Raw genomic sequence first — 22,644 nt, forward strand, 5'->3', positions numbered from 1 at the left:
TTTAGCTTTTGTGAGAGATAACCCAGCAGTTGTGAATATGCTTATTACGCGAGAAGTCTAACGGTAGCGTTTTATCTGAGATGTTCTTAGCCGTTAATCCGATTTCTTCTAGCGCCGCCATATCCATCTTGAAATGGCGTTTGTTATTAGAGAATACGATTGTGCCATCGGCACTCAATAGTCGTTTTAGATCGCGCATTAACGTGACGTGGTCACGTTGAACATCGAAGGACTGCTCCATTCTCTTAGAGTTAGAGAACGTCGGTGGATCAATAAAGATAAGGTCGTAGCTACCCGTTGCTTTAGCCAACCACTGAAGACAATCCGCTTGAATATATTGATGCTGACGACCCACTTGGCCGTTAAGCTTCATATTATCTTTTGCCCACTCTAGGTAAGTGTTCGACATGTCTACAGTCGTCGTAGATTTGGCACCACCAAGCGCCGCGTGCACTGTCGCCGAACCTGTATAAGCAAATAGGTTTAAGAAGTCTCTACCCTGTGCCATCTCGCCTAACTTTCGACGAGTAATTTTATGATCTAGGAATAAACCAGTATCTAGGTAGTCATGGAGGTTTACGATTAACTGTGCACCATACTCATTTACCGTCATAGTCGATGACTTTTGAGCAAGCTTATTGTACTGAGATGACCCTTTCTTCCTCTCGCGCACTTTAAGGACGACATTATTCGTATCGACGCCTGTTACTTTAATCGACGCACGAATAATATCCGTTAGACGTCGTTTGGCAGTCTCTTCCGGAATGCTCTTCGGTGCAGCGTACTCTTGAATAACCAATGAGTCTTGGTAAACGTCTACTGCAACGTTGTACTCCGGAAGGTCGGCATCATAGATACGGTAGCAATCAAGGCCTTCTTTCTTGGCCCATTTACCGATCTTAGCAATGTTCTTTTTCAATCGATTTGAGAAATCTGGCGCGATAACTTGCAGATCATTGTTACCAGAAATCTGTTCCGCACTACGTTGAGAAATCGAATAATTTTTCTGGTGACACTGTAACGCACCATTATTCAATTTGAATTGTTTGTCTGCACGCATGCGTAGACAGCTAAGTAAATCGTCAGAACTTGAGAAAATAGATGCTTGGCAACCGCCAAATTCTGTTTTTAGCTGATTACCAAACTCAGTGTATAAAGCAATAAGCCCAGGCTCGGTACCCAATCGTTCACCGTAAGGTGGGTTACATACGATAACACCTTCCCCAAACTCTACCGGTTTAGTTACTTTACTCGCATCACCTAACTCAAACGTAATCAGGTCATCGACACCCGCTCGTTTCGCATTTTCTCTTGCTGTGCGAAGAACTTTAGGGTCATTATCAAAGCCCCAAAACCTGCTGTCAGTCTTTTTGACACCGCGTCGAGCTTGTACGTTCGCTTCTGATTTCACTTCAGCCCAAACTTCAGGTTCAAAGTCTTCAAGCGCTTCAAAGCACCAAGATTTACGTTTAACACCCGGCGCCATATTCGCAGCAAGCATAGCCGCTTCAATCAGTAATGTGCCTGAGCCACACATAGGGTCGAGCATGTTCTTACCTTGCTCCCACCCACTACGAGAAACGATAGCTGCAGCCAATGTTTCACGCAAAGGCGCACGTCCCGACTCCGTACGATAACCACGTTGATGAAGGCCTGAGCCAACCATATCAAGGCCAATTAACGCTTTATCTCTGTGCAGCCTAACGTGAACTCGCACATCGGCACGATCTTTACTGATATTTGGTCGAGGCAAGCTCTTCTTAGTAAAGACGTCTACAACAGCGTCCTTCACTTTCATTGCGCCATATTGGCTATTGCGGATTTCTCGGTTAGTACCATTAAAATCAACAATGAACTTCTTCGAACTGTGGAAGTGGTTCACCCAATTGATAGATGAAGCAGCCAGATAGAGATCCATATCATCTTGGCAAGTGAACTCCGACAGTACTTTCACAAAGCGAGAAGCGTATCGGCTCCATAAACAAGCGCGATAAATCTGCTCGTTGCTCGCTTTAAATTTAACTCCTGCTTGAACTGGCTTTACAGAAGTTAAACCCATTTGCTCAAGCTCTTGAGCAAGAAGGTTTTCAAGACCGTTGGAAGTGACGGCAAGATATTGGTTCATAGTGTTCATCTAGCTGTGAAAAATGGTGTTGATTATACCTGACAATCCCTGTTGTCACTAAATAAACCTGCACAATCTTCGTCTCCACTTGTTTGTTCGAACAAGGTTTAACCGTCATAAACCTTCTACATCTTTCCAATCAATACATAAGCAGTAGCTAATTTAAATAACCTAAACTTGGGCACTATAGCGATAGTGAATACTTATTCGCTACAGTTTTGGTATATACCAACGCACATTTTCATTTGTAATTTATTTACAAAATGCAGTGAAAGGAGGAATTTTGGAGTGAATACCCCCTTAATTTGGGGAACAAATACGTCACTTTCTGGTGATAAAAAAAGCAAATTATTTGCACTGCAACAGAGATGTAGTAGCAAACATGTCAGTTAATGGGGTGACTATTGAGGATTGGGTTTGGCTATTTGGGATATTTGAGACAAAAAAAATCGGCCACAAGGACCGATAAATTCTACGAGAAATGGAAGTAAGAACTTCTTATTGTAATTGCTAAGCTGCCACTGCTTTTTCTTATAAGGCGCGTTATCGCGCTCTATGCCACGCTCTTAACCAACTAGAGCAATAGGCTGGTTTAATGCCATAAATTGATGTGCGCAGGCCATCCTGTCGTGCATAACCTTAATACTTTGACCAAACACCACTTCTTTGTTTGAAGACAAACTGAATGACTCTAGGTCTACCAACGCACACAAACTCGCACTTTCCCCTACTTCCAACACGATAAAGAAACCCTCAGAGTGTTGGTTGATTAAGCGAACTAAGTCACCCTCTTGAGGCTGGTACGTGCCATCTTGATGGTCGAAGAACCAGCTCTTAGGCTGGACAGGCTTGTGGAAACGTTTTGCGGCTACACAATAGAGCGTAAGCTCTGCTTGTCTTGGTTCAGAAAGCCCCAATAGGCTTATTTGGTCTTTAAAGGTTTGAAACGCGGATGCGTCATCGACTGTGAAGTTGTTCTGACCCATCGCGCATTCAACAAGGAGTTTTCGGGAAAGATTGGTTTTGAAAACCATATCATCTCCCAAATCCAGCATAAGAGAGTTCTCACTCTCGTCCATATACCAGATCCATGTATCGCTGGGTTTAAGCATCGTTCCGTCTCTATATTTGAAGAATAATCAGACTGTTAGGTAAAACGCTTAATTACCTTTTTGGTCAGTTGTTACTAATTCTACAAACGAATAAACAAAAAAAAAGGGGAAAACTATTTCCCCCTTTCATGATTCAAACCTAGTCACTTTGACAGAATTTGCTTAAAGATTTTTGACGATGTCTTTTACAAGTTTAGGACCGTGATAAATGAAGCCAGAGTATACTTGAACCAGAGAAGCGCCAGCCATGAGTTTCTCTTTTGCAGAAACAAAAGAGTCGATCCCACCTACGCCAATGATTGGAAGCTTACCATCAAGGTTTTTAGCAAGTAAACGAACAACTTCAGTACTACGGGACTGTACAGGTCGGCCGCTTAGGCCACCAGCTTCGTTTGCATGCTTCATACCTTCAACAATAGAACGATCCAGCGTCGTATTCGTCGCGATCACACCGTCGATCTTATTCTTGATCAATGAGTCACAAATCTGGCCTATCTCATCATCACTCAGATCCGGAGCGATCTTCAGTGCTAATGGCACATATTTACCATGTTTTTCAGCAAGTTCTGCTTGTTTCGCCTTCAGTTCAGAAAGAAGTTCATCCAGTGCTTCTCCGTACTGGAGTGAACGTAACCCTGGAGTGTTTGGCGAAGAGATATTTACAGCGATATATCCCGCATGCTCATACACCTTCTCCATACAGATAATGTAATCTTCAGCACCCTTTTCAATCGGCGTATCTTTGTTCTTACCTATGTTGATACCGATAATGCCGTCAAAGTTCGCTTTCTTTACATTTTCAACGAGATTATCTACACCGAGGTTGTTAAAGCCCATTCGGTTGATGATGCCCTCTGCTTCCACTAGACGGAATAGACGTGGTTTGTCGTTCCCTGGTTGAGGACGAGGTGTTACCGTACCAACTTCTACAAAACCGAAGCCCATCGCACCGAATGCTTCAATACACTCACCATTTTTATCAAGGCCAGCAGCCAAGCCAACAGGGTTCTTGAAGGTTAAACCCATACATTCTACAGGTCGATTAGGTAGTTGTTGGCGATAAGCGAGATCAAATGGTGTGCCGGTGAAGCGTTTGAAGTTTTGAATAGCGAGATCGTGAGCCTTTTCGGCATCAAGTTGGAAAAAGCCAGTTCTGGCAAGACGGTAAAGCATTGTGCCTCCGATAGAAAACCCGTGTAAACGGGGTGGTATTATTTACTGATTCCCCCAAACATGCAACGAAGATTTTCGTTTATCTAACAAAACGCAAACGTTTTGCAGAATAATGCACCGATTTAGTGTTACACCGTCACTAAAGCAGTCTTTTAAGATTAAAAAAGCGCTCCGAAGAGCGCTTAACTGTTAACATTGTGCGGTAACAATCTAAAGATTATTTGCACAGTTCAGATTAAGTAGACTTAGCTCGCGAAGTGCAACTGAGAACTTAGCAAACTCATGGACATTACCCACCTTAAACTCGTTAAGAATATTTTCCCAACGTTGGAGGCTGTTTTCATTTGTCGCCATCCAGTTATCAAGTGACAGGATCACGTCTTCACTGTCTCCCCCACAACCACATTTCAGTACTTGTGCCGTCAACAAACGCTGCTGCCAATCAAGATCTTCACGGAACGCCGCTCTCGCAAGTGCTTGCCAGTTGTTGTCTACCGCTTGACCGTTAATTTGGTTCAAGAACCAATGAAGTGATAAGCGATCACCTAAGTGGAAGTAAAGTTTGGATGCTCTCTCGACATCAAAGCTTGCTTCGGTTGCAATCTCAGAGATGTCGACAGCAGAAAGTAGGCTTGATAGACGAGCAACGTAATTCGCCAAATCACTTTCAACACCTTGCCCTACCCAGATATCGGCTTGAGCGTTGTGTTCGGATACCTCTTCAGCAACTAGACACTTCTCAAGCGTTTGCTCTACCTTGATTACGTCATCACGATAGCGAGCAACTAACTGTTCTACCGATTGTTTGCCAGGACGATTACGAAGAATCCAACGAGCTAGTCTACGAAGTGTTCGGCGAACAATGAACAACAACTCATACTGAGCTTCTGAGCTCGCCACATTATCAAGCTTTCTGATTTGCTCAAATGTGTAAGCAAAACCGTAAATCTCACGAGATGCCGCATAAGCATTAGCAATATCAACCACAGTTGCGCCGGTTTCTTCTTGCAAACGAGTCACAAAGTTACAACCCATCTCGTTAACCATCTGATTTGCAAGCATAGTAGAGATAATTTCTGCTCGCAGTGGATGGTTTGGCATACTTTCCATATAGTTACGGCGTAACTCAGATGGGAAGTATTGGGTGAGTTGTTGCTGATGATAAGGGTCATTCGCGATCTCATCAGTCACTAACTCTTCTTTTAGTACCATCTTACCGTAAGCAACTAATACCGAGAGCTCTGGACGTGTCATTCCGATGCCCTGCTTTTCACGCTCAAGTAGATCTTCATCCGAAGGAATGTACTCTAGAGCGCGATCAAGGTGACCTGCTTTCTCTAAGGTGTGAATAAAGCGAATCTGTTCTTTGACCAAAGAGACACCCTGGAATTCGGTCACTGAAATTGACTCAGACTGACAGTAAGCGTCGTCCAATACAATCTCACCCACTTCGTCTTCCATAGACTCTAGGATCTGGTTGCGCTGTTTTACCGTCAGATCGCCATTAGATACTAGACCATTAAGGAAGATCTTAATGTTTACTTCGTTATCAGAGCAATCTACACCACCTACGTTATCAACAAAGTCGGTATTTACCCGTCCACCAGCGAGCGCGTATTCAATACGACCAAGCTGAGTCATACCCAGGTTGCCGCCTTCACCAACAACTTTGGCTTTTAACTCGCTACCATTGATTCGCAACACATCATTGGCTCGGTCTCCAACATCTGTGTGTGTTTCAGAGCTCGATTTCACATACGTACCGATACCACCATTCCAAAGGAGATCGACTTCCATCGACAAAATCATCTTAATAAGATCATTTGGCGCCATTGATGCTTTTTTAGTGCCAAGCATCTTTTGGATCTCTGGAGTCAATGTGATCGATTTTGCTCGGCGTGCAAACACACCACCGCCTTTAGAGATCAACTTAGGATCGTAATCCTCCCAACTTGAACGCGGAAGATCGAATAGGCGTTTACGTTCCTCCCAGCTTTTCGCTGATGACTCTGGATTTGGATCAATAAAGATGTGCATATGGTTAAACGCAGCTTGGAGCCTAATATGCTTAGAAAGTAGCATACCGTTACCAAATACATCCCCTGCCATGTCACCTACACCGATAGCGGTGAAGTCTTCGTTTTGACAATCTATCCCCATCTCACGGAAGTGACGTTTAACTGACTCCCAGCCACCTTTGGCTGTAATACCCATAGCCTTATGGTCATAACCATTGGAGCCACCCGATGCAAATGCATCACCAAGCCAGAAGTTGTATTCGTCAGACACTGAGTTTGCTAAGTCAGAAAACGTTGCCGTCCCCTTATCTGCAGCAACCACCAAGTATGGATCATCTTCGTCATGTCTCACGACACTTTTCGGCGGAATAACTTCCCCTTCGATGATGTTGTCAGAGACATCTAATAGCGCACGGATAAATTGCTTATAGCAACGTTGGCCCTCTGCAAAGATCTCATCACGACTCGATAGCTGAGGTTGACGCTTACAGACAAATCCACCCTTTGCTCCCACAGGAACGATAACGGTGTTTTTAACCTGCTGCGCTTTTACCAAACCTAAGATCTCGGTTCGGAAATCCTCTTGTCGATCCGACCAACGCAAACCACCACGCGCGACTTTACCGCCTCGTAGGTGAACACCCTCAATGTCCGGAGCATAGACAAAAATCTCAAACGCTGGAACAGGAGCTGGGATCTCTGGAATATTCTTAGGTTCAAGCTTTAATGATAGCCATGGCTTATTGTCTCCGGCTTTATCTTTCTGATAATAGTTAGTACGAAGCGTCGCAGAGATCATTTCCACGTAACGGCGAATGATACGGTCATCATCCAGGCTATCCACTTTATCCAGCTGCTTGTGAATCTTTTCAATGACGCGTTGCTGTCCCTTCTTACTGCCTTTAAGAGACGGCATAAAGCGCTGAGTAAACAACTCAACCAAGTCTTTAGCAAGGTCTGGGTAGTGATTAAGCGTGTCTTCAATATAGTGTTGGCTGAACGGGAAGCCGACTTGGCGCATATAGCGTGCATAAGCACGAAGGATGGAGACCTCACGCCCTGTCAAACCTGAACCCAGTACCAGTCTGTTAAAGCCGTCGCTTTCTAGATCACCTGACCAAATCGCAGCGAACGCTTGTTGGAATCGATCGCGTGCCTCACGAAGATCCACAACCGTTTCACTCTTATGCAGCATAGCAAAATCAAGGATCCAGTAGGTGCCGCCATCACTTTTAACGATCTCGTATGGTGACTCACCAATAACTCTAAGACCTAGGTTTTCCAACATAGGCATTACGTCAGATAAGTGAATAGGCTCATCACGATGATAGAGCTTTAGTTTCACCTCTTTGGAATCTGCAGCCGCTTCTTGAGGACGATAGAACAGCATTCCAAGCTTGTTGTCTTCATCCAATGCTTCAAGACGCTCAATGTCAGCAACCGCAGAAGTCGGCATCATGTCTTCTTTATAAGAACGTGGGAATACTCTCGAGTAGACTTTAGACAGTGGAAGACCTTTACTTTCACCAAAGTTAGCCACTATGGCTTCAGACAGGCGGTCATCCCACGATGCTGATACTTCCATTAGATTACGTTCAATCGCCTTCACATCTACATCCATGTTGTTATTGTCTACCCTCACAATGTAGTGAGTTCGTGCTAATGGGCTTTCTGAGAAATAGGTTGTGAATTCAACCTCTTGGTCAATGCCGAAGTAATTTTGAAGAATCCGTTGGGTATCTTTTCTAAGCTGAGTGTTATAACGATCTTTACTTACGTACACCATACAACTGAAGAAACGGCCGAACGGATCTTTGCGAATGAATAAACGGATCAAATCACGATCTTGCATTTGAACCACACCCATACCTACTTCAAGCAGTTCTTCTTCTTTCGCTTGAAGCAGTTCATCACGTGGGTAGTTTTCAAGAATGTTTCTTAACGCTTTATAAGAATATGAACCATCACGATAACCGCTCGATGCCAATATACGTTCAACTTTCTCGCGGATCAGAGGAATCGTTGATACGCTTTGGTTGTACACAGCCGATGTGTACAGACCGGTAAAGCGGTGCTCGCCGATCACCTTACCCTTAGAGTCAAATTTCTTAATTCCAACATAGTCGGTATAAGCTGGGCGGTGAATTCGGCTCGCCTTGTTGCCTTTAGTCAGAATCAGTAGGAAAGGTTTCTTTGCTTCGAGACGAGCAGAGTCTGAGAATTCAGAGATTTTTACTGAGCGAACTCTTTCTTCTTTTGAGAACAGACCAAGTCCAGGCTCTTTGGTTGGTTTGAGAACCGAATCCCCTTCTTCACTGATTAGATCAAACTCTTTATATCCCATGAAGGTAAAGTTGTGATCACCCAACCACTCAAGATAAGCAATAGTCTCATCAAAGCGATCGTCTTCCATTGGAAGCTTAGCTTTGTTTTTTACTAAATCTTTCGTGATCTTTTTGAGCTTGTCGGACATTGCCTCCCACTCATTGACCACTAAACCCGTATCTTCGAAGATGGTAACAAGCTCATTTTTAAGCTCGTTCATCTCTTCTTTCGCGCTCAGTCTGTCTACCTCAATATGGAAAACAGATTGAAGATGCCCTTTGCCTTCGTTAACAGAAGTAATTTGCCCTTGCTCGTTTCTTTCGAACTGAGTTGGGCCATGAAGCATAATATGGCAAGTAAGATCGATTCGATTCAACGCCATTTTGACTGAATCAACTAAGAACGGGGAATCAGGAACAGCAATCTCGACGATAGTATGTGTCGACTGCCAACCATGACGGCTCACCGTCGGGTTGAACACTCGGACCGAAATTTCATCGTATCTCTTCTCATTTAAATGATGCCATAAGCTAACAACAGCACCATACAGGTCGGATTCATTTCTTTGCAGCAAATCGTCGGGGGAAACGTTGCTTAAAATATGTTTGGCAAGTTTAGTCACTAGAGGCTGATTGGCTCCTTCTACTTTGGATTCAATCAACTTATAAACTTTCTCCAGTAGAACCGGAACAACAGGTTCGCGCGTGGTCATAGTAACGCTCCACTTTTTTGTTTTTATGAGGGATGTAGGCTTGTCTTTATTGTAAAAGTTTTATTGAAAAAGGGTTAATGAAAATTGGAGGAAGTTTCAGGGAAATGTTTGATTGTGTGACTAATGCACTTATTCATATCACTAGATATGGGCCAAGTTACAGTGATTCTAACCGTAAAAACTTGTTGTTTTGGTCAGTTGTTAATCGATAGCGCCCTTTTAAGCCTAATTGTGTTAAAAATGGGCGAAATCGTGTCGCAGGTAGCTGAATTCTTAGTCCCTGTTCGGTACACACCAAAATACTGGATGCATGACCAGTATAGTGCGTAAGGTAATCGTTATAACTGATATTCAGAGAGAAATAGTACTGTTTCATTGAGTGATTGGTGTGTTTGTGTCCAGTAATTGAAAGAGTGAATTGTGGTAAGAAGAAAACCACTACTGTATAAATAAACAGTAGTGGTTTTAACATTAAGACTCTAGTGCTTTAGTCACCTTTTCAAACAGGTCTTTGGCCAAGTTATCTAATGCTTTTAGCTTCTCAAGTTCATGTTTGATAAGCGATTGACGCTCGCTATCGTATTTTTTCAGTTTCAACAACGGATCGATTAAACGAGACGCAACCTGAGGGTTTGACTCATTAAGCTGAGTAAGAATTTCACCCGCAAACTCATAGCCTTTGCCTGATTTATCATGGAATCGGCGCGGGTTCATGTTGAGGAATGAACCAATCAAACTTCTTGTTCGGTTTGGGTTACTCAAGCTAAATGCTTTATGCGACATACACGCTTTCACATTCTCTAGTGCGTTCACTGACGGGTTACTACCTTGTAGCGCGAACCATTTGTCCATGACCAAACCATCATGGCTCCATTTTTCACTGTAATCAGCCATAATCTCTTCACGAACAGTAAGAGATGCACTGTTTGCTGCACTCATTGCTGCCATTGTATCGGTCATGTTGTTCGCTGATTCATACTGCTCTTTTACAAGATGCGCATGAGCTTCAACATTGGCTAGGTATTGCAGACACAAGTTTCTTAATGAACGTTTACCAATAGCATCATGCTCAATCGTATATTCTACTTGTGCTAATGTATGGTAAAGCGCCGACAGTTCATCTTGCAAAGCATCAGCAAGTCCAAGTTTGATCCCTTTCAGCACATCACATACGGCGTCTACATCTACGGTTTCATACCAACCAGCTACTTCATTAAAGCTTGGCAATGACAGTGCTTCGGCAATGAATGCAGGCTCAAGCTCATTGTTTAACAGCACACCGCGGAAAGCATCAACAACCAAATCAGGTAGCGCAACCTTCAAACCCTTTTGTACCGCTTCTACATTCGACTTGATGTATTTCGCAAGAAGCATTTGTCCTGCATCCCACTTGGCAAAATCATTACGCGCCTGGACCATCAAAAATGCCAGCTGCTCATCACTGTATTCGAAGTTCAAACGAACAGGTGCAGAGAACTCGCGAAGCATGGACGGAACTGGCTTGCTTTCAACATTTTCAAACACAAAGCTCTGCTCAGATTCCGTTACATTCAATACATTTGAAGACGGCATGCCGTTACGGCGTAACTCGACAACTTTTCCTTGCTCGTCATACAGTTCCACGTCAAATGGAATGTGTAACGCCTGCTTTTCAGTTTGATCTTGAGTCGATGGTGTGTGTTGTTTGACCGTCAGCGTGTATGTCTTATTGACTTCGTCATAAGTGTCGGTAACTGTCAGACTTGGTGTGCCGGACTGGCTGTACCAAAGTCGGAACTGTTTAAGATCAATACCAGAAGCATCTTCCATTGCTGCGACAAAATCTTCACACGTCGCAGCGGTACCATCGTGACGCTCAAAGTATAACTTCATGCCCGCTTGGAACTTATCTTCGCCAAGTAGCGTGTGCATCATGCGGATGACTTCGCTGCCCTTTTCGTACACTGTGAGCGTGTAGAAGTTATTCATTTCAATAACTTTCTCTGGGCGAATCGGGTGAGACATAGGGCTTGCATCTTCAGCAAACTGAGGACCACGGATAATTCGCACGTTGTTAATACGATTAACTGAACGTGAACCTAAATCAGACGAGAACTCTTGATCACGGAAAACCGTCAAGCCTTCTTTCAAACTTAACTGGAACCAGTCGCGACAAGTCACGCGGTTACCGGTCCAGTTATGAAAATATTCGTGTCCAATTACCGCTTCAATGCCAAGATAATCGGTGTCGGTTGCAGTTTGATCATTCGCGAGAACAAACTTAGAGTTAAAGACGTTCAGCCCTTTGTTCTCCATCGCACCCATGTTAAAGAAATCAACGGCCACGATCATGTAGATATCGAGGTCGTACTCCAAACCAAAGCGCTCTTCGTCCCACTTCATTGAGTTAATCAAAGAAACCATCGCATGGTTCGCGCGATCTAGATTGCCTTTGTCGACAAAAATCTCCAGTGCGACATCACGTCCAGAGCGCGTAATGTAACTATCGCGAAGCACATCAAAATCACCAGCAACAAGAGCAAACAAATAGGATGGTTTTGGATGTGGATCTTCCCAAGACACAAAATGCTTACCGCCTTCTAACTCTCCTTCGTCAACTTTATTACCGTTACTTAGTAAAAACGGAAAGCTCGCTTTGTCGGCAATAACTTTGGTCGTGTACTTTGCCAGAACATCAGGTCGGTCCAGGAAGTACGTGATACGACGAAAACCTTCTGCTTCACATTGTGTGCAGTACGCGCCATCTGAAATATACAGACCTTCCAATGCCGTGTTCGTTGAAGGGGAAATAATATTTTCGATTTTCAGTTCACATTCTGATGGAAGGTTGTGAATCTCGAGACCGGTTTCGGTCTGTGTATAGTCCGTCCAACCTTCTCCATTGATTGTAATCTGAACGAGCTCAATGCCTTCACCATCCAAAGAGATAGTGGTTACACTGCCTTGTTGTTTAACCTGAGAAATGGCAGTAACAAGAGTCTTCGTCTCATGAAGATCGAAAGTGAGGTTTACATCTGTAATAGTGTGCGAAGGTGATTGATAATCACTTCGGTATTTGGCTTTAGGTGCTGACTCCGTCATCCTTTAGTCCTTGTCTTTATTATTGTTAGCAGAATATACCTGCAACTATAGTCGGGTATACGCTTAATCGGAAATGATTATAACCTTATGGGACAAAGGATTGCAGAGAATGACATAAAAAAAGCGCCAACTTGGGTTGGCGCTCAAAGCTTTGATGGATGATTTGCTTAGCGGATTCGGTTTAGTACCGCGAACATGTCGCCATCTTCGACCTCTAGAGTCAGTTCATCTTTATCAAGCGTGTATGTCGCATCATGTTCACCATCTTGATAGAGCAATACGATATGATCGTCTTCGGTGTAGTAAACACCGCTGTGGATCGCTTCTTCACCTTCACTGGAGCTCACGCGAAAAGTGAACACAAAGTCTGGTTGGAGAATTAAATCCATTCGCGCAATTTCTTGGGCATGTTTGTCATCTCCAGATACACTCACTGACGACCAAATCCCAGCGAGCGCATTGGGCAACGCTTTGGTAAACACGACACCATTGAGATTGAGCATATTGTGGTTTCCACTATATGCATAAACCTGGGGTTCGTCTGAGTTCAAACCGAGGATGATGGTATCGTCATTAGCAGTAAACAAACCCTCCCAATGCTCGATACTGTAGTCCTGTTTCTGTATGTCGATACTAAAAGAATAGTTAGATTGCAGCGTCAGTTTTATCGCGAGAAAAGCGTCCGGAGCTTCACCTGGACTTGGGTTGACTAAGTACCAATCACCAAGCAGAAACGGCTGATCAAACTGGGTTAAATCATTATTGTCTTTGCGCGTTTCCGACATCACTCCAAACGAAAAAACACATAGAATTAGCGTTATCCATCTCATATGTATCCCCCTCACAATTAATTAAAGCTTAGGTGGGTTAATACGAGATTGCGAAATATTTTGATCTAAATCACGGTTTTTAATTTTAAGTATCAGAATTGAGGCAGGTTTCATCAGAATGAAAAAAACGAGCGTTACCGCTCGTTTTTTGTTAGTTGCATCGAAAAATATTAACCTTTCGAGTTGACCATATCCACTGTGATGGCAACCGCTTCATCTAAGTAAGCGTCCGGCACTTCATAGTCTTTCGGGATATCATCCAAAGCCTCAAATGGTTCTTCGCCCGCCGCCTTTTGACGCTGATTCACGCGATCAAGTCGACGAGTATCATTATCATCACTTTCCTGCTTACGAGCAGCTTCGCTCAGTGATAATGTCTTATCGTCTTTTTCAGCTTTGTACTTGGCGATGTCTTCAGCAATGAAGCCGAATTCCATATCCGTCGCAATGCGTTTTTCATGTGCTTCTGTCAACTTGGCAATGAGCTCATCGTTACGTTGTAACACAGAGTACTTCGCTTTATCGATGCTATCCCATGGCAACGCGTTGTCTTCAACACTCTCACCTGTTTCAGCAGGATCGACCGCCGTTGGGAATGCAATATCAGGTACTACACCCTTGTTCTGCGTACTACCACCGTCAATTCGGTAGAACTTCTGAATCGTATATTGAACGTAGCCCAACTCTTTATCAAACAAGTCATAGATATGATTCAAAGAGCGGTGCTGCTGAACGGTACCTTTACCAAATGAGTTTTCACCAAGAACAATGGCACGACCATAATCTTGCATCGCTGCGGCAAAAATCTCAGAGGCAGACGCACTGTATCGGTTAACCAACACAGTCAATGGACCTTGATAGCTGATCTTACCGTCAGTATCACTGTTCACATTAACTCGACCATAGCTGTCACGAACCTGTACAACGGGTCCGCTTTCAATAAAGAGGCCAGACATAGCGGTTGCTTCTGTTAATGCACCACCACCATTGTTGCGAAGATCGACGATAATACCATCAACGCCTTTCTCTTTTAGCTCAGTAATGAGTTTATCCGTATCCTTAGAAAGACCGACATAGAAACTTGGTACCTCAAGTACACCAATCTTCTTACCGTCTTTTTCAAAGACTTCAGATTTCACAGCACGATCTTCGAGTCTGATCTTATCGCGAACAATCTCAACCACTGTGGCTTTCGCATCTTTACCGTCCGGCAAGATTTGAAGCTTAACTTTGGTACCTTTTGGCCCTTTTATAAGCTGGACAACATCATCAAGGCGCCAACCAATAACGTCGACAATATCTTCGCCATCTTGACCAACACCGATGATCTTATCGCCTTCGCCAAGCTGTTTGCTCTTAGATGCCGGTCCGCCAGCAACTAATGAACGAATAACGGTATAGTCGTCAGTCAATTGCAGCACAGCACCGATTCCCTCTAGCGAGAGGTTCATTTCTGATTGGAATTGTTCTGCTGATCGAGGTGATAAATAGCTGGTATGTGGATCCACTTCTCGAGCGAAAGCGTTCATGTAAATTTGAAACGCGTCTTCGTTGTGAGACTGGGTGAGCCGTTTGATAGCGTTGTTGTAACGCTTGCCAAGTGTCTCTTTAATTTCATCCCAGTCTTTACCCGTAAGCTTTAGGTTCAAAGCATCGTATTTAACGCGTTTGCGCCAAAGCTCATCGAGCTCCGCCTCGTCTTTCGGCCATGCAGCTTCAGAACGATCAAGCGTGATAGCCTCATCCACATCGAATTTCATCTCTTTGTCTAACAACGACAGCGCATAAGCAAAACGGTCGTAACGCTTTTGCATAGAGAGGTTGTAAACATCAAATGCGATTTGGTTGTTGCCCGCTTTTAGTTGGTCATCGAGTTTTGTTGACCAAGCTTCGAACTTATCAATGTCTGCTTGCGTGAAAATATTGCGATTGTAGTCGAGCATCTCCAAGTAGCGCGTGAATATCGCTTTTGAAAACTCATCGTCTAGGGTGAAATGTTTATAGTGAGAACGAGTGAATCGAGAGGTCACACGCTTGCTGGCAGTCTCATGCTGGACTTCAGGAGCCAAAGTAGGAATTTCTGACTTTTCATACTTTGCTTCGAGGGCGTGAGCCGAAGAAGCTGCTAGCCAGAGGCTAGCAGCAATTACAGATACTTTTGAACGGCACTTCATGCGTAGGAATTTCTCCTTTATGCGCGCAGGTGCTCCGCTTTAACAACCATTTGTAGGCCATTTACTAGCTGAACGCGCACATCTTCCTTATTGATTTCAACAATGGTCGCAGCCATGTTCCCTTTGCCCATGTTTACGTTTACTTGCTTACCGATGATCATTTCATCTGCATTCAAAGCGCGCGTCTCAACTGGCTTATTTACTTTCGTTGTTTTCTTTGTAGTCTGTGGCTTACGTGCACCTTGAGGCTTCTTAGCCTTAGGTTTCGCTTTGCCCTCTTCACGAGCTTTTTGAGCTTGTTCTTTACGGCGCTCAGCAACTTTTGCTTTGCTTTCTGCCAGTGTCGCTTTTGCGTGTTCTACGTGTTCTTCTTCTAGTACACCACAATCGTTGCCATCTAGGTCAACACGTACTGCACCAGGTTTAACGCCGTGTAGGTAACGCCAAGAAGAAGTGTATTGTCTTAACGCTGCACGTAGCTGAGTCTTGCTAACTTTCTCGTCATCTTTTAGACGTTCAGCAAGATCTTGAAAGATACCAATTTTAAGTGGTTTCGCTTCACCTTCTACAGTAAAGCATTTAGGGAAACATTCAGCAATATACGCGATAATTTCTTTGCTGTTCTTCAACTTCTCAGTGTTTTCCATGTGGGTTCCTGGTTAATGCGGTTATCCGCGAAGCATTAAGAAAAATATTCTTGGTATTATAGTGACCTGCAATAGAAAAACCACAGGCAAATGTGATTTTAGACCACGTTTGTATGGGAATTGAGCAGCTTTTCCACGGATTCCATGAACTTTGTTAGGCCAGTTTCATCAATTTCGCTGAAACGACCGACACTTGGACTATCGATGTCTAAAACACCAGCAATCTCACCATTAATGGAAAAAGGAATCACAATCTCAGAATTGCTCGCAGCATCGCACGCAATATGACCTTCAAAGGCATGAACATCGTATACACGTTGTACCGTATTCGTCGCAGCAGCAGTGCCACAAACACCGCGACCTACTGGGATACGCACACAAGCTGGTTTACCTTGAAATGGACCAAGAACTAACTCGCCTTGTTTCATCAAGTAAAAACCAGCCCAATTGAGGTCTTGTAACTCCATGAAAAGAAGTGCACTAATATTAGATAGGTTAGCGATCAAATCTGTTTCGGATTCAATGAGTGCGACAGCTTGCTTGGTTAAGCGCTCATAGTTCTCTAAATTCATGATATTTCCATTAATAACTTTAAAATTCTAACGATACACGTACAATGCCAGCCAATCGTAATAGGAATTATTCTCACAAGCATGACGTATAGTAAAGACACTATTAGCCGTTCCTGGTTGATAACACAAGTAAAAAATCACAAGTCTCGGTTGATCGTTGCCAATATCATCGCAATCATCGCAACACTCATTAGCGTCCCTATCCCACTATTAATGCCGGTGATGGTAGATGAAGTGTTGCTAAACCAACCCGCTGGTGGTCTCGAAGCAATGAACACCATCATGTTTGACAGTTGGCAAACACCGATTGGTTATATCGCGATGACTCTGCTTCTGGTTGTCCTGATGAGAACCTTTAGCCAAGGGCTTAATATCCTGCAAGGGCGACAGTTTACCCTCGTCTCTAAAACGATTACCTATCAAATTCGATGCAAAATGATCGACAAGCTTGGTCGTATCAGTATCCAGCAGTATGAAACTCGCGGTAGTGGAGGAATCAATGCCCACCTAATTACCGACATTGAAACCATTGATCAGTTTGTGGGTTCTACGCTTAGCAAGTTCATTATCAGCTTTCTTACCGTTTTGGGGACTGCCGTCGTTTTACTATGGATCGACTGGCGTTTGGGGCTATTCATTTTGTTGGTCAACCCCATCGTCGTCTACTTCTCCAAAAAGCTTGGCGGCATGGTCAAACACCTAAAGAAAAGAGAAAACCAAGCCTTTGAAAAGTTCCAAAACCGATTGGTCGAGACTCTAGATGGCATTTATCAGCTTCGCGCCGCTAACCGCGAAAGAGATTTTCTGGCACAACTTAAAGAGCAAGCCAATGAAGTGCGAACCAATGCTGACAAGTACGCTTGGCAGTCCGAAGCTGCAGGACGCCTCTCCTTCTTACTTTTTCTAATCGGGTTTGAACTCTTTCGTGCCATCGCAATGGTGATGGTTTTATTCAGTGATCTCACCATTGGACAGATATTCGCAGTGTTTGGTTACCTTTGGTTCATGCTCGGTCCAGTTCAAGAGCTTCTGAGCATTCAGTTTTCTTGGTACAGTGCCAAAGCAGCCCTAGGACGCATCAACACCCTACTCGATTTAGAGGAAGAGCCTCAGGTCGTGAGCAAAACCAACCCGTTTAGCATCAACAAGCAAGTTGATGTCTCTATTGAAGATGTCGGTTTCTCCTATGACTCTGACAAAGATGTATTGAACAAACTGAACCTAGAAATACCCGCTGGTAAGAAGGTTGCGCTCGTAGGCGCTAGCGGTGGCGGCAAGTCGACACTGATTCAATTGCTTATCGGCGTGTATAAACAACGTGATGGCATTATCAAATTCAATGGAGTTGACACTAATGACATAGGTTTTGACATTATTAGAGATAAAATTGCCGTTGTTTTACAGCAACCTATACTCTTTAATGACAGCTTAAGGCATAATTTGACCCTTGGAAAAGAGTACGATGACTTCTCTATTTGGAATGCACTGAAAGTCGCTCAGCTACAAGATGTGACTGACAAGCTCGTTGACGGTCTAGAAACGCAAATCGGTAAGAACGGCATTCGGTTGTCTGGCGGCCAAAGGCAGCGCCTCGCAATCGCTCGTATGATTCTAAGCGATCCACAGTTCGTGATCCTAGATGAAGCGACCTCGGCATTAGATACAGCAACTGAGGCTGCGCTGCACACCGCACTGGGTGAGTTTCTTAAAGGCAGAACCACGCTCATCGTCGCGCATCGCCTTTCTGCGGTGAAACAAGCTGACCTTATCTACGTGCTCGAAGATGGACAAGTAACACAATCAGGAACCCATATTGAACTGGTCGAGAAAGAAGGACTGTACCAAACGCTTTACGGTACGGTGCAATCTGCAAGTTAGTTTTGTGACAATATCACTGAGTACCGAGAGGTCTCAGTGATGAAGGCTTGCGCTCATTCTTCGCCATCATCGCTAGTTCGTCTTTGTGAAAACTGCGAACTGCCCGTCGATCGTGTTAAGTTACTACCTGGTCAGACAGCAAATTGCCCTCGCTGCGGCACGACTCTTTACCGCAGCGATAATGCATCCCTTAATGGCAACCTCGCTCTCGCGATTACCTGCTTGCTGCTCTTTATTCCTTCCCACTATTTTGACTTCATTACCATTCGCCTGGTTGGAGTCATGATCGAAGGTACTCTCATTGAAGGCGTACAAGCCCTAATAAAAGAGGGGTATCCCGGACTCGCATTGCTAACACTGTTTTGCCACACCGTAGCGCCGCTCGCAATGTGTATCGCCATTCTCACCGCTCACCTCTCGGTGAAGCACAGATGGTTCTATCCTCTCAAAGGATCGCTTTGGATACTGGAACATAGCAAGCACTGGGTGATGTTGGACGTATTCCTTATCAGTGTTGCAATATCTTGCTTCAAGCTACAAGACTACTCGGATATTTTTGTTGGTAACGCGCTATACAGCCTTGTGATTCTGCAAGTTATCACTATTTTGCTTATCAGTCGCGTGAGCACTCGACGCTATTGGGAGCTTTGGCGCCCAGAAAACAGCCTTTCTATTACTGACAAACACATACACTGCCACAGTTGTCATCTATCACAACAAGAAGCCGCTCAGTGCATTCGCTGCGAAAGTCCTCTGCATCATAGGAAGCCCAACTCGATGCAAAAAACCTGGGCGCTACTCATTGCAGCAACCATCGCTATCTTCCCAGCGAACTTAATTCCAATTTCGATATTGATAACCAATGGTCAGTTGCTAGAAGACACCATATTTTCCGGGGTTGCGTCGCTGATTAACAACGACATGCTCGGTATCGCTATTATTATATTTGTTGCCAGTATCGTTGTCCCTGTGGCAAAGATACTGGGATTAGCCTATCTACTAATCTGCATTCAATTCAACATGGTAAGAAACCATCGTCATGCTTTAATGATATATCGAGCCATTAAGTGGATAGGAAAATGGTCAATGACCGACTTGTTTGTTATTTCAATCATGTTGACTTTAGTTGACCGTGGCCAGATCTTGAACTTTACACCAGGATTTGGCGCCGTAGCATTTGGCATTGTCGTGGTATTAACCATGTTAGCTGCCGAATCAATCGATCCGAGGTTGTTGTGGGATAAGCACGCATCACTACAACAAGCAGAATCAGCAAAACCAGTGAGTAGTAGCATTAATGAGTAATGACAATCAGCCACAACCCTCTTATGCACCAGAGATTAAAAAATCCAGGCGTATCTCTCCGCTCTGGATCCTGCCTATATTAACCATCGCACTTGCTGGTTGGTTGCTCGCAAAGGCTGTTCATGATGCTGGACAGCGTGTTCAAATTTACTTCTCTGATGCTCAGGGCCTTATCGCTGGCAGAACGACAATCAGATATCAAGGACTCGAAGTTGGTATGGTTCGAGATATCAACTTGTCTGACGACCTGTCTAATATCTACGTCGACGCAGATATCTACCCAGAAGCGGCAAAACTGCTCGGCGAAGACACCAAGTTCTGGTTAGTTAAACCCTCTGCCTCTCTGTCTGGAATTTCGGGTCTTGATGCACTGGTCTCGGGTAACTATATCGCCATTCATCCAGCCTCCAAGTCCAGCAGTTCTAGCACTAAGTTCAATGCGCTAGCCTCAGTTCCCACTGAACTTGCTATCAATGAAGGACTAACCGTCACCTTACGCGCAAAAGACCTTGGCGGTATTTCCGTTGGCTCTAAGATTGTTTACAAGAAAATCCCTATCGGTGAAGTCTATAACTTCAAATTGGATGAAGATGCAGAGACCGTCGTGATTCAAGCTTCGATTCAAGAAGAGTTTCGACACATCATTACCAATAAAAGCCGCTTTTGGAATGTGAGTGGCATTGGTGCTAGCGTTGGCTTCCAAGGCGTGGATATACGGCTTGAAAGTCTGGCTGCTATTTTAGCAGGCGCGATTGCTGTAGATTCCCCGGATGGTGGCGCACCCGTCGAAGATGGTTCGGATTTTACGCTCTACAAAGATCTCAAAACAGCAGGTCGAGGTATTCCCGTTAAGATCACCTTGCCTGATAACAGTAACCTAAAGGCCAACGGTTCCCCAATTGTTTATCGAGGCCTCGAAATTGGTCGAATCAACAACCTCGCGCTTAACGATGAACGAGATTCTATCGTCGCATCGGCTTCTATTGAACCGGCTTTTAGTGACATGCTCACTCAAGGTACGTTATTCCTATTGGAAGAAGCAAAGGTATCCCTCTCCGGTGTTGAAAACCTATCTAACCTGATTACAGGTAACTTTCTTACTTTAGTACCGGGTAATGGCCCACAGACTCGTGAATTTGTCGCTATCCAACAAGAAGAGCTAGACCGAGTTCAAGCAAAATCGGTCTCATTACGTCTATTAGCAAACAACTCATTTGGCTTAGAGCCCGGCGTCAACGTGCTTTATCGAGGGATCCCAGTGGGTAGCGTGTTAAGTGTTGAACTGGTTGACGATCAAGTCGCAATGGACATCGCTATTGACGTTGAATATAAAAACCTCATTCGTTCCCAAAACCGTTTCTTTGTGACCGGTAGTGCTACTGCAGAACTCACTGAAGCAGGCCTCAACGTCACTGTTCCACCGGCTAAACAGCTTTTAACGGGCTCAATTAGTTTTGTTAGTGAAGGTAAGGCGACGGAACGTGCTGAGTTCCCTCTTTTCCAAACAAAAGCACTGGCAGAGCTTGCGCAGCACAACCAGTCTGGCGCAATGACATTACGATTGTTCGCCAACGAACTTCCTCCTGTAAAAGAAGGTAGTCCACTGCTTTATCGAAACATGCAAGTCGGCAGTGTTTCTAATTACGAACTCACTGATGGCGGGGTTTACATCAATGTCACTATCGACAACAAATACAAATATCTCGTCACTAATCAGACTGTATTTTGGAACCGTTCTGGCGTAGAAGTGGAAGCGTCTCTTTCTGGCGTCAGTGTGAAGGCCGCACCGCTGAAAACCCTCATTGATGGTGGTATCGCCTTTGACAGTCTGCCTGGGATTGAAAACAAAACCGGTAAAAACTGGAAGCTATACGAAGACTTCGGCTCCGCCCGAAAATTCGGACAATCAATCACCCTTTATACAACGACAGCAGACCAAGAAGTTTCTAAAGGTATGCCAATCAAGTATCAGGGTGTGAAAGTTGGCGAAGTTATGCTGACACTGCCAGACTTCGACAAACAACGAGTTGAAATTGTTGCTCGAATTCTTCCTGAGTATGTCAAACAGTTGACGAATGACGGTGCCTACTTCTGGATTGTAAAGCCAAAAATTGGACTCAATGGTGTTAAAAACCTTAATGCTCTGGTCTCTCAATATATTGCCGTGGAGCCTGGTGTAGGTAAAGCTACCAAAGCGTTTGAGCTGCATGATTTTGCCAAGGTAGATAACGGTGTTGAGTTTATTCTACAAAGCGAAAACCGTGGCTCCATTAAGCCAGGCACACCGATTCTGTATCGTGATATTGAAGTCGGCAGTGTCACTATGGTCGAACTGGGTCCTTTTGCAGATCGCGTTATCTCTACTATCGAAATCGATCCTGATTATGCCTATCTTGTCAGAGCAAACAGTGTGTTCTGGAATGTTTCTGGTGTTAACGTGCAGTTTGGCCTTTCAGGGGCGAACATCAAAGCGGGCACAGTCGATAGCTTAATTCGAGGTGGAATCACCTTCTCTACACCAGAAGGATCACAGCTGCAACCTAAGGCAGAAGAGGGACAAACCTTTTACCTTAATAAAGAAGCAGATGCTAGTTGGACGCAGTGGCGAACCGCAATCCCAGCGCCCTAGCCTGTTATTTAGAACGCTTTCTAATAGCCCGCTTAGCGGGCTATTTTTTATGGCAACACCTAA

13 protein-coding genes are annotated in these 22,644 nt (G+C 44.3%); 3 read left to right on the top strand and 10 right to left on the bottom strand.

Annotated elements, in window-relative coordinates:
• Nucleotide 1 precedes the first annotated feature (1 nt).
• The 10 genes from rlmKL to LY387_RS08550 form a co-directional block, all read right to left on the bottom strand.
• Nucleotides 2–2,125 carry a bifunctional 23S rRNA (guanine(2069)-N(7))-methyltransferase RlmK/23S rRNA (guanine(2445)-N(2))-methyltransferase RlmL gene (rlmKL, locus tag LY387_RS08505; RefSeq protein WP_234493744.1) on the bottom strand — a complete coding sequence of 708 codons (2,124 nt, stop codon included), beginning with the start codon at nucleotides 2,123–2,125 and terminating at the stop codon, nucleotides 2–4.
• Between the two features lie 566 nt (nucleotides 2,126–2,691).
• Nucleotides 2,692–3,237 carry a cell division protein ZapC gene (locus LY387_RS08510; protein ID WP_042475706.1) on the bottom strand — a complete coding sequence of 182 codons (546 nt, stop codon included), beginning with the start codon at nucleotides 3,235–3,237 and terminating at the stop codon, nucleotides 2,692–2,694.
• A gap of 162 nt (nucleotides 3,238–3,399) precedes the next feature.
• Nucleotides 3,400–4,410, bottom strand: coding sequence for a quinone-dependent dihydroorotate dehydrogenase (gene pyrD / locus LY387_RS08515; protein WP_234493745.1), 1,011 nt, complete (start codon nucleotides 4,408–4,410; stop codon nucleotides 3,400–3,402).
• A 210-nt stretch (nucleotides 4,411–4,620) separates the two neighbouring features.
• The gene (locus LY387_RS08520; RefSeq protein ID WP_234493746.1) at nucleotides 4,621–9,465 is read right to left on the bottom strand and encodes an NAD-glutamate dehydrogenase; all 4,845 of its coding nucleotides are present in this window, start codon (nucleotides 9,463–9,465) and stop codon (nucleotides 4,621–4,623) included.
• Between the two features lie 157 nt (nucleotides 9,466–9,622).
• Complete coding sequence (locus tag LY387_RS08525) at nucleotides 9,623–9,841, bottom strand: DUF2835 domain-containing protein (RefSeq protein WP_234496078.1); 219 nt, start codon at nucleotides 9,839–9,841, stop codon at nucleotides 9,623–9,625.
• A gap of 95 nt (nucleotides 9,842–9,936) precedes the next feature.
• Nucleotides 9,937–12,546, bottom strand: a complete 2,610-nt coding sequence (gene pepN, locus LY387_RS08530) for an aminopeptidase N (protein WP_234493747.1) — start codon at nucleotides 12,544–12,546, stop codon at nucleotides 9,937–9,939.
• Between the two features lie 167 nt (nucleotides 12,547–12,713).
• Entirely contained in the window at nucleotides 12,714–13,376 is a 663-nt protein-coding gene (locus LY387_RS08535) for a hypothetical protein (RefSeq protein ID WP_042475699.1), read from the bottom strand.
• A gap of 170 nt (nucleotides 13,377–13,546) precedes the next feature.
• Entirely contained in the window at nucleotides 13,547–15,550 is a 2,004-nt protein-coding gene (gene prc, locus LY387_RS08540; protein ID WP_234493748.1) for a carboxy terminal-processing peptidase, read from the bottom strand.
• 17 nt (nucleotides 15,551–15,567) lie between these two features.
• Entirely contained in the window at nucleotides 15,568–16,197 is a 630-nt protein-coding gene (gene proQ, locus LY387_RS08545) for an RNA chaperone ProQ (RefSeq protein ID WP_042475696.1), read from the bottom strand.
• A gap of 98 nt (nucleotides 16,198–16,295) precedes the next feature.
• A complete protein-coding gene (locus LY387_RS08550; protein ID WP_234493749.1) occupies nucleotides 16,296–16,769 on the bottom strand; it encodes a GAF domain-containing protein in 474 nt (157 codons plus the stop codon).
• Between the two features lie 81 nt (nucleotides 16,770–16,850).
• Between LY387_RS08550 and LY387_RS08555 the strand changes: the two genes are divergently transcribed.
• Genes LY387_RS08555 through LY387_RS08565 form a run of 3 tightly spaced genes read left to right on the top strand, consistent with a single transcriptional unit; the run spans nucleotide 16,851 to nucleotide 22,581 of the window.
• The gene (locus LY387_RS08555) at nucleotides 16,851–18,647 is read left to right on the top strand and encodes an ABC transporter ATP-binding protein (RefSeq protein ID WP_234493750.1); all 1,797 of its coding nucleotides are present in this window, start codon (nucleotides 16,851–16,853) and stop codon (nucleotides 18,645–18,647) included.
• A gap of 39 nt (nucleotides 18,648–18,686) precedes the next feature.
• A complete protein-coding gene (locus tag LY387_RS08560) occupies nucleotides 18,687–19,952 on the top strand; it encodes a paraquat-inducible protein A (RefSeq protein ID WP_234493751.1) in 1,266 nt (421 codons plus the stop codon).
• Nucleotides 19,945–22,581 carry a PqiB family protein gene (locus tag LY387_RS08565; RefSeq protein ID WP_234493752.1) on the top strand — a complete coding sequence of 879 codons (2,637 nt, stop codon included), beginning with the start codon at nucleotides 19,945–19,947 and terminating at the stop codon, nucleotides 22,579–22,581. Before LY387_RS08560 ends, LY387_RS08565 begins: the two co-directional genes overlap by 8 nt.
• Nucleotides 22,582–22,644 lie beyond the last annotated feature (63 nt).

The organism is Vibrio maritimus, from assembly GCF_021441885.1.
Taxonomy (GTDB): domain Bacteria; phylum Pseudomonadota; class Gammaproteobacteria; order Enterobacterales; family Vibrionaceae; genus Vibrio; species Vibrio maritimus_B.